The following is an 8,517-nucleotide window of genomic DNA, read 5'->3' on the forward strand; positions in this document are numbered from 1 at the left end:
CGGGCGCGCACAACCGCCCCAGCTCGAGCTGAATAGCATTCGCTACACACCTCGAGCTACGTCAGCCGGATTCCGCGCGGCCGGCGCGATTCGCGGACGATCGCGGCCTTCGCCTCCAGCTCGCCCAGCTGGTAGTGCACCGACGAGGGGCGCATGCCGACCTGGTCGGCGATCTCGGCGACGGTGGGTGCGTCGCCGCTCTCCGTGATGGCCGCGCGGATGATCCGGAGGATGCGCTCCTGGGTGGTGGTGAGGTAGTCGACGCGATGCTGTGCCATGCCTCGACTAGAGCACGTGTTCGAATTTTGGTGCAAGCTGGAGTCGTGACCGACCTGCCGCCCGACCTGCCCAGACTCCGCACCCTGGAGACCTGGCTCGGCCTCACCCTCGACCAGGTACGGGCAGCGATCGCGGCAGCCGAGAAGCGGGAGCAGGAACGGCAGACCGGCATCGAACGACGGCCGCCCCCGCCCGACTGGCTCCTCGAAGTCGGCCTCAACCGCGACAGCCCGCCCGTCCAAGTCCACGTCGGCGGATGCTGGAACGCAGGCAAGCGCCACCGCGACATCGGCCGGGACGAAGCGCTGCGGGCGCTCGCCGACGGGGTCAAAGCCTGCGGAGCCTGCCGGCCCGACACGGAACTCGGCTACCTCGAGGGCTAGGCGCTCTTCGCCTTCCGGGCCGCCGCCTTCTTCGCCGTCTTCTTCGTCGGCTGCTTCTTCGCCGCGGTCTTCTTCTTCGGCAGATCGTGGACATCGGCGTCCTCGCCACGGGACGCCTTGGCCTTCTCCACCGACTCGTTGAGGGCGGCCATCAGGTCGAGAACCTGGGCGGGCTTCTCCGGCTCCGGCACCTCTGGGAGCTCGCGGTCGTCGCGCTTGGCTTCGATGATTTTGGCGAGGGCGTCGGTGTAGGCGTCCTCGAACTCGGGACCGTCGAGGTCGTCGCGGCTCATCGACTCCATGAGGGCGAGCGCTCCGTCGATCTCCTCATCCGACACCTCGACGGTCGGCGGGTCCACCGCAGCGGGGTCGCGGACTTCGTCCGGCCACCTCATGGCGTGCAGGACGATGGCGTCCTCGCGGATCCGCAGCAGGCCGAGGCGTTCCCGGCCTGACCACGCGTATTTGGCGATCGCCACCTTCGATGAGCGGCCCAGGGCCTGGACGAGCAGCTTGTACGGCTTCGCCGCCACAGCGCCGTCCGGGGCGAGGTAGTAGCCCTCGGCGATGCGGATCGGGTCGATCGACTCCAGCGGCACGAAGGCTTGGATCTCGATGGCCTTCGCTGTTGGGAGCGGCAGGTCGCGGAGCTCCTCGTCGCTGATGGGGACGACCTGGTCTTTGGCGTACTCGTAGCCCTTGCCGATCTCCGACTGGGCAACCTCGCGGTCCTCCAGCTCGCAAACCTTCCGCGTGCGCACCCGGCCCATGTCCTCCAGGTGGTACATGTGGAACTGGATGCTGTGGTTTTCGGTAGCAGACTGAACGTGAATAGGCACCGTGACCAGGCCAAACGAGATGGCGCCGCTCCAAATGGTTCGGGGCATGGGTGACCTCCGCGTGAGCCCCGAGCAGGGCCAGCTTACGAGCCGAACGAGAAAACGGCATATCCGGCAAATAAGCTGAATGGGGCATGTACGGCTGGGCACTCCGACCCGTGAACCCCCACAGGAACGGAGCAACCAATGATCATCAAGAGAATGCACGACATGGGCATCCGCAGCGAACACGCCTACACCGCAGCCATGGTCTCCATCGGCCTCTCCGTCTTCACCTGGGCAACCAGCCTCAAAACCGAACCCGGCAGTCACGCCGACCTCGCCCGCGCCGACCGGTGGGGCATCTTCATCGGCGAATGGGCACCCACCTTCTTCGGCCTCGGCGTCGCCCTCTCCCAGCACGAGCAGCAAGAAGGCACCCTCACCACCAGCGTCCGCGACCTCTGGGTGGAAAAGCAGCAGCAGGACCGCCAGACCGGCTGACTCCCCGCCGCCGGCGCCATCATGCAAGGGGCGGGCAGTCGCGTCTTAGGCAGCCGCAAGCCCTCCCGTGGGGAGGACCGGGAGGGGCGGCGGGCCCTGCTGCTCGCAGCGAACGGCAGGGCCCAACAGGGACTCCACCTGGGGGAAGGGGAAGCACCCGGACGCACAGCATGCGCCCAAAACCAGCCACGGGGGAAGATCCCGGCCGGAAGTAGTTCATCCGGCGATGTCAGTGCCGCCAGCGATGATGACCCCATGACGATCACCATGCAGAGCTATGGGCTGACCTGGACCGACGCCGACGGGACTCCGCGCGCCTCAGCCGTCTCCTACGACGAGAAGTCCGCCGACCACCGCACGACCGAACTTGAGAAGGCCGACGCCACGAATATCGAGATCCTGCCGATCAAGCCCGGCGAGCTGCCTGAGCCCAGAGCGTGAGTTCGGAGTCGACGCTCCTGCGTTCGTTCGGGCGCTAGCGTGCCTCCATGGAAAACACTTGGGCGAGCCGCGACTTGCCCGTACTGGACGCGATCGTGAAGTACCTCGACGACGCTGTCGGCATGCAGTACCCGGAGCTGCGCGACATCGCCGAACTGACTGGTTTTGCGGTTAACGAGGTCGGCAAGGCCGCTCTCGCCCTGGAGAGCGACCACTTGATCGAGCTCGGGAAATCTGCTGGTGGTCCCGGAACATGGCACGTAAGCGGGGTCTCCGGAGGCGCTCGTCGCCTCGTGGGGCAGTGGCCCACGCCAGAACAGTTTGTCGACGAAGTTGCCCGCCGGCTCCAGGCCGCTGCCGACGAGGAGCCCGACCCTGAGCGGCGCGGTCGGCTCCGCGAACTGGCCAGCTCAGCCGGTGACGTAGCGCGCAACGTCTTCGTCGACGTAGCTTCAGCGGTCATCACGCGGCAGATGGGCGGCTAGACGACAAAACCCCCACCGAGACGGGGGTGCTCGGTGGGGGCAACGCCAGTGTGACACGGCGCGGATCAGCCGTTCCTGTCTTCGCCGTCGCCGCGCGTCTCTTCTTGCTCCGCGATCAGCTCGTCGAACAGGTTCAGGATGCGCTTGTTCGCTTCAGGGGAGAGCGGCTTCTGCCAGGTGATCTCCCCGGTCTCGTACCAGATCTCCATCCAGTCCTTGGACTTCCCGGGTGGCTCGTCGCTCACGGGGCCTCCTCGGCGGGCTGAACGCGCAGCATGCTCAGTGCTCGAGCGCGGGTTCCATCGTCGGTGCGCTTCCCGGCGCGGCGCAGGCCAACCTTGCGATACTTCTCCACCATCTCCGTGCTGGACCAGTCCCCGGTGATCTCCTTGATCTCACCCGCGGTGAAGCCAGCCGCTCCCAAATCCGTCGGCACGCCGGCCCGCAGTCCGTGGGCGGTGACGGCGTCCGCGACGTCTACTTCGGCGTCTGCGGCTATGGCCTTCACCAGGTTGTTCACAGCCTGACGGGTCAAGCCCTGTCCGGTGGCGTTCACGGGCCCTACGCTCCCCCACTTGTCCACGCTTCGCAGCAGGGGCAGATGAGGTGCGACCTGATCCAGCTCAGCAAGGGAGGCAAGCCACTCGTGAAGCGCGTCGAGGCAGACGGGATCGTCAACCTCGTATTCGCGGCCTTCGCTGTCCTTGTCGTTCTTGCTGACGCGCTTGCGGACCACGACCAGATCGGCGGAGACGAACTCCAGGTCACCGATTCGCAGCGCGGCCAGCTCGGAGGCTCGGCCGCGAATGTAGTAGCCGAGCAGCAGCAGGACTCGGTTGCGCTGTCCGGCTGGCGTATCCGGCGGGCAGACGCCGAGCATCTGGCGGAGTCGAGAGAGATCGACGGGCGCCGACGATTTCTGCGTCTTGCCGGCGTGCGCCCAGGCGTAGCGGTGGTCCTGGTAGATCTTCAGTGCGGGCGCGGCGTCGGGGGTGTCCTCGTAGCCGGCGCGGGCGTTCATGTGGCGGACGGCGGCGATGGCCAGGCGGAGCGTGCCGGGCGGGGAGCCCTTGCGGCGCAGGTGTGAGATGTATGAGGTCAGGTTCTTCGGCGTAGTGGGGGTGCCGGGGTTGCGACCGTTGGTGGCGCACCAGCGGGCAAAGGCGTTCCACTGATCCTGGTACGTCTGCCGAGTGTTGGCGCGTCCGCTGTTGGCGAGATCCTCGGCGGCTTCGACGGTGAGGGTGTCGTTGACGTCAACGGGCGCAGGCAGGTTCGGCGTCGACTCTTCGACGAGCTCCGCCTCGTGGACGACGTCGAGTTCGTCGTTCATGCCGTCCTGAACCTCTCGACCACTGCACTGACGACACCTGCCGGGTCTGCGGCGTCAACGAAGGCTTGGACGGACTCGTAGAAGAAGAGCCAGATGTCTTCGGAGCCGTAGGGCCACCGTGCGACGATCCCGCCTTCACCGAGATGGAGCAGGGTTCGGGAGGCGTCGGTGTATCCGATCTCCAGGGGTGCCGAGTTGGTCCATTCACAGAGGGGGCGTTCGGACTCGTTGCCGTACCCGTCCCTCCACGGCATCACGATGTCCTGGGGCCAGGTAAGAAGGGCGTCGCCGTCGTGGCTGTTGCCTTCGTAGATCTCGGCGGTGAACTCGTCCGGGAGGCCCTCGTTGAGTCGTCGCTGGTTGCCTTCCCTGTCGGCGTCGTGTCCTGGCGATGCCTCTACGGGGATGGTCAGTTTGGTGACCGTGCCGGTGGCGATGAGGTAGTGGACTCGTGCGTAGGCCGCTACCTGCCCGTCGGTCCAGCCTCCGTAGGGCTGGCCGATGGCGTTGGTGTAGTCGATGCCGGATCGGTCTTCGATCATGTCGCGGTAGCTCGCGATGAGGGCGCGACCCTCGTCCGACTGGCGAAGCTTGCGTCCGTAGTTCTCGGCGGTTTGGGCGTGGATGGCTCGAGCCATGGAGGGGCCTGTCTGTCGATGGCGGGGCGGTGCTGACAGGCTATCAATCTCACTTTCCATAAGTGGAGTTATGGAAAGTGATTCGCTTGTTCGATTCATCTGGAGCATCAAACTCCGCATCAACCCTTGCCATTCACCCTTGACTGCAAGTCTTGACTTGCTACCTTGGATGCATGCCAGGCAACAGCAAGCCCCGTCTCCTGCCCACCGGCAACTGCTGGTGCGGCTGCGGTCGTGAGGTCGGCCTCGGGAAGTTCTTCGCTCAAGGCCACGACAAGACAGCCGAGTCCGCGCTCATCGCGCTCAAGTACGAGGGGAGCGTGCCCCACTTCCTCCACGCCCACGGCTACGGCCCCCAACACTCCGTCACCGGCCACGCCGTCGAGGATGCTGGATGGCTGGAGTGCGACGAGTGCGAGACTCGGCCCGGCTACCGTGGCGCGCCCGCCAGCGTCTCCAAGCACAAGCGGCTCTACCACAAGAACGGGGACTGACCATGCCGATCACCGCCCGCAAAGCGAGACGCGCCAGACTGGCCGTCACCCTCGCCGGCCTGGTCGTCGCCGTCGTCGGCATCATCCTGTGGGGCACCGGAGAGACTGCGAAGGGCGTCGCCGAAACCCGCATGGACATGAACTCCGCCAGCAGTTGGGGTGACGCGCTCGGCTTCGACTCCGACCAGGATGCCGACTACGCGGCAGCCGTATCCGACCGGGACAGCGCCGACACACAGATGACGTTCGGAATCATCATCATCCTGCTCGGGGTAGCGCTGGTCGGGTCCCGGTGGTTCATCGCGGCACCCGCCGTCGCCCTGGCCAAGCCCACTTCGGCGGCGACGCTCACGCCCGCACAGCAGGAGCAGGCTATCGCCATGTACCTCGAAGCACAGAAACGCGCCGACGAGAAGTAAGACTGGCCCGCCTGAGGTAAGCAGGCGGGCCAGCGTCACGACACTACCCGGGATGGCCGACGCCCCACTCTTCCACTCGGAGGGTGGGGCGTCGTCGTACCCTCACGGCATGACGACTGCCGCGCTCCCGTCTGTCGACTGGATCCACCTCACGATCGGCAACCGCCGAATCAACCTCGCGCCGTCGGCCGGCATCGAACTGCGTCTCGTCGTTGACCCTGTCGCCGACGACCGCGCCTTCGGCCTTCTTGACGCACCGCGCCCGCCGAAGCTGCGAGTGGCGGTCGACCTGATCCCCGCCGACGTAGAGGCAGTCGCCCGGTGCGAGTCGGAGGCTGCGCGGATCGCCGCAGAGCTGGGGGCGTATGCCTCGCCGTTGGTGGCGCTGCAGGAGTTCTCGCTGGAGGCCGCGCTCGACGGCGAAGGCGTTCCGTACAACCGGGTGTCGGTCCCCCGCCTCACGCTCCGGCCGGGCCCGCCACCCATCTTCGACGAAGGCCAGCCGACGCCCGGCGTGCGCGTCTTCACTGCGACAGCGCACGCTGACGACGAAGCCATCAAGTACACGTTGCGACGCGCCGACTGAGCGGAGGGCCGTTGCCCGTCGGCGCCGGCCCTCCTATCCACTCGCCGCATACGCGCGCCAGACCGTGGATGCGTCCGGCGTGCGGGCTTCTCGAGCCAGCGACTCATGCCAGGGTGAGACAGAGCCGCCCCCGCTCCCCCGCCGCCGTCAGGCAGCGTAAGGGAGCGGAGGCGTCGTCATGTCACGACGGGGTGACGCGTGTTCACGGATCGTCCACATGTGGTCTACCGTGTTTCGCCTGTACCAACATCACTCGGGGGAATCTGTGCGTACCCGCATCATTTCTGCTGCCCTGTTCTGTGCCGCCACGGTCAGCATGGTCGCCTGCCAGCCGACGACCAGCCCCAAGCCGTCGGGCGTCGCAAGCCCGAAGACGTCTGCGGCCCCGGCTAGCAGTGCGCCGGCCAGCGCGAAGCCTGCCGCGAGGAAGGCCACTGTGCCGAACTTCGTCGGCATGGGTCTGCAGTCCGCGCAGGACAAGGCGCAGGAACTCGGCTTCTACGGGCTCGCCTCGCACGACGCGCTCGGCCGGGACCGCATGCAGGCCTTCGACCGGAACTGGAAGGTGTGCAGCCAGAATGTGGCCGCCGGCACGAGCGTCACGACAGAGACGACGCTGGACTTCGGCGCCGTGAAGCTCGAGGAGACGTGCCCGGCGACGGACGAGAAAGCGCCGGCAACCGCGGGCGGAAAGATGCCCAACTTCGCGGGGAAGTCTGCGAAGGCGGCGCGGGCCGCCCTGGACCCCAGTACGTCGATCGCCGTGACGGACGCGACCGGCGACAGCCGCATGATCCTCGTGGAGTCGAACTGGCAGGTGTGCACGCAGGACCCGGCTCCGGGGAAGGCGTTGAACGGGCAGCCGGTGGAGTTCACCGCAGTCAAGTACGGGGAGACCTGCCCGTAGTTACGACGATGCGCCCCCGCTCCCCCGCCGCTGATGCGGCGAGGAGTGGGGGCGTTGTCGTGCCGGTTTCGCAACGGGTCCGTATCGCAGGTCCGCATGTGGTCTACGGTGCTGGGACGTTCAACCTTGGGGGATCTATGCGCGCACGCACCGCAGCCACGGCCGTCCTGCTCCTCGCCACGCTCACCGCATGCGGCGGCGGGGGCAAGGATGCGGCGGACAAGCCGGAGACTGGCAGCCCGAAGCCGTCGGCGTCGGCAGGCCAGCCTGGCGGGCAGTCGTCGCCGGCGCAGCCCGAGAAGGGCATGAAGTTCGGAACGCCGGCAACCACGACCGGCGACGGCGGGACCGGCGTCCTGCAGATCACCCCGGAGACGGTCGTGTTCACGAAGGAAGGCGGCGGGGAGACCGCGGCGAACGGCGTGTTCGTTGTCGTCACGATGAAGGACAAGGCGATGACCGCGGTCGCTGCCGATGAGCCGGCCCCTATTAGTGGCGGGGGTTGGAAGTGGATGGCGTCGGACGGGGAGACGATCACCACCCAGGTGGGCAACGCGTTCAACGTCGTCATGGACAAGTACAACAATGCCGACCCGGTGCAGCCGGGCGCCTACCAGTGGCGGGCGCAGGTCTTCGACCTCACCGAGGCGCAGGCGAAGGGCGGCACCCTGATCTACATCGACGGAGCTGAGAAGGCGTTCCGCTGGGAGATGCCCGCAACGGATAGCGGCCCGAGCGTGGCTGAGGTGAAGAAGCAGTTGGAGTTCTGACACGACGAAGCGCCCCCTCCGGAAGGAGGGGGCGCTGCTATTCGGTCTCGTCGTCGCGGGGCGGCAGGTCGGGTTCGATGAACGGCCGCGGCGACAGCCAGAATGGTGTCGGCTCGTCCGCGTTCTCTTCGGGCACGGGGCCTCCTACGTGCTGCTGGCCTTGCCGGGCTTCGTTTGGACCCAGCGGGTGACGGTTTCGAGCGTGGCGGCGTCGAGCTGTCCGAGGGCCTGCAGCGCGGCGTGGTCCGCTGCGGTTGCGGTGACGCCGACGCCCGCGAGCGCTTCCTGCAGTTCTGCTGTGTCCTGCTCGGCTGCCGGATCCTCAGCCGATTGTTCCGCCGCGAGTTCGGCGAGGGCTGCCGGGATGGGTTGTTCTTCGATGCGGCCCATGCGTTCCAGGGAGCCGGCGTCGGCGGCGGTGTTGTCGCGGCGCGGCTGCCGGGGGACGGCTTCAGGCATC

General features: G+C 67.1%; 15 protein-coding genes. 9 read left to right on the forward strand and 6 right to left on the reverse strand.

Features of this window, described 5'->3' with window-relative positions:
• Positions 1–56: 56 nt before the first annotated feature.
• A complete protein-coding gene (locus ACZ39I_RS09270; protein ID WP_467243823.1) occupies positions 57–278 on the reverse strand; it encodes a LexA family protein in 222 nt (73 codons plus the stop codon).
• A gap of 45 nt (positions 279–323) precedes the next feature.
• Between ACZ39I_RS09270 and ACZ39I_RS09275 the strand changes: the two genes are divergently transcribed.
• Complete coding sequence (locus tag ACZ39I_RS09275) at positions 324–662, forward strand: DUF6233 domain-containing protein (RefSeq protein WP_467243824.1); 339 nt, start codon at positions 324–326, stop codon at positions 660–662.
• Here the strand turns inward: ACZ39I_RS09275 and ku are convergent.
• Complete coding sequence (gene ku, locus ACZ39I_RS09280) at positions 659–1,549, reverse strand: non-homologous end joining protein Ku (RefSeq protein ID WP_467243825.1); 891 nt, start codon at positions 1,547–1,549, stop codon at positions 659–661. The genes ACZ39I_RS09275 and ku overlap by 4 nt on opposite strands.
• A gap of 138 nt (positions 1,550–1,687) precedes the next feature.
• On the opposite strand from ku, the gene ACZ39I_RS09285 reads away from it, so the two are divergent.
• The 3 genes from ACZ39I_RS09285 to ACZ39I_RS09295 all read left to right on the forward strand — a co-directional run bounded on the left by ACZ39I_RS09285 (position 1,688) and on the right by ACZ39I_RS09295 (position 2,910).
• A complete protein-coding gene (locus tag ACZ39I_RS09285) occupies positions 1,688–1,984 on the forward strand; it encodes a hypothetical protein (RefSeq protein WP_467243826.1) in 297 nt (98 codons plus the stop codon).
• 255 nt (positions 1,985–2,239) lie between these two features.
• On the forward strand, positions 2,240–2,425 hold the full coding sequence (locus tag ACZ39I_RS09290) for a hypothetical protein (protein WP_467243827.1): 186 nt from the start codon (positions 2,240–2,242) through the stop codon (positions 2,423–2,425).
• 47 nt (positions 2,426–2,472) lie between these two features.
• Positions 2,473–2,910: a hypothetical protein gene (locus tag ACZ39I_RS09295; protein WP_467243828.1), complete on the forward strand. Its 438-nt coding sequence runs from the start codon at positions 2,473–2,475 to the stop codon at positions 2,908–2,910.
• 65 nt (positions 2,911–2,975) lie between these two features.
• Here ACZ39I_RS09295 and ACZ39I_RS09300 read toward each other — a convergent pair whose 3' ends face one another.
• From ACZ39I_RS09300 to ACZ39I_RS09310, 3 genes are read right to left on the reverse strand one after another with little or no spacing between them, the layout of a single operon-like run.
• Positions 2,976–3,155: a hypothetical protein gene (locus ACZ39I_RS09300; RefSeq protein WP_467243829.1), complete on the reverse strand. Its 180-nt coding sequence runs from the start codon at positions 3,153–3,155 to the stop codon at positions 2,976–2,978.
• The gene (locus tag ACZ39I_RS09305; RefSeq protein WP_467243830.1) at positions 3,152–4,243 is read right to left on the reverse strand and encodes a tyrosine-type recombinase/integrase; all 1,092 of its coding nucleotides are present in this window, start codon (positions 4,241–4,243) and stop codon (positions 3,152–3,154) included. The genes ACZ39I_RS09300 and ACZ39I_RS09305 overlap by 4 nt, the downstream gene beginning before the upstream one ends.
• A complete protein-coding gene (locus ACZ39I_RS09310; protein ID WP_467243831.1) occupies positions 4,240–4,881 on the reverse strand; it encodes a hypothetical protein in 642 nt (213 codons plus the stop codon). Before ACZ39I_RS09310 ends, ACZ39I_RS09305 begins: the two co-directional genes overlap by 4 nt.
• Positions 4,882–5,054: 173 nt before the next feature.
• Here ACZ39I_RS09310 and ACZ39I_RS09315 point away from each other — a divergent pair, with 173 nt between their 5' ends.
• The 5 genes from ACZ39I_RS09315 to ACZ39I_RS09335 all read left to right on the forward strand — a co-directional run bounded on the left by ACZ39I_RS09315 (position 5,055) and on the right by ACZ39I_RS09335 (position 8,057).
• Positions 5,055–5,375, forward strand: coding sequence for a hypothetical protein (locus tag ACZ39I_RS09315; RefSeq protein ID WP_467243832.1), 321 nt, complete (start codon positions 5,055–5,057; stop codon positions 5,373–5,375).
• 2 nt (positions 5,376–5,377) lie between these two features.
• Entirely contained in the window at positions 5,378–5,794 is a 417-nt protein-coding gene (locus ACZ39I_RS09320; RefSeq protein WP_467243833.1) for a hypothetical protein, read from the forward strand.
• Between the two features lie 109 nt (positions 5,795–5,903).
• Positions 5,904–6,380, forward strand: coding sequence for a hypothetical protein (locus ACZ39I_RS09325; RefSeq protein WP_467243834.1), 477 nt, complete (start codon positions 5,904–5,906; stop codon positions 6,378–6,380).
• 217 nt (positions 6,381–6,597) lie between these two features.
• Positions 6,598–7,287, forward strand: a complete 690-nt coding sequence (locus ACZ39I_RS09330; protein ID WP_467243835.1) for a hypothetical protein — start codon at positions 6,598–6,600, stop codon at positions 7,285–7,287.
• Positions 7,288–7,346: 59 nt separating this feature from the next.
• On the forward strand, positions 7,347–8,057 hold the full coding sequence (locus ACZ39I_RS09335) for a hypothetical protein (protein WP_467243836.1): 711 nt from the start codon (positions 7,347–7,349) through the stop codon (positions 8,055–8,057).
• Between the two features lie 144 nt (positions 8,058–8,201).
• On the opposite strand, the gene ACZ39I_RS09340 is transcribed toward ACZ39I_RS09335, so the two are convergent.
• Complete coding sequence (locus ACZ39I_RS09340; RefSeq protein WP_467243837.1) at positions 8,202–8,516, reverse strand: hypothetical protein; 315 nt, start codon at positions 8,514–8,516, stop codon at positions 8,202–8,204.
• Position 8,517: the final 1 nt, after the last annotated feature.

Source organism: Streptomyces sp. NPDC024687 (genome assembly GCF_055559055.1).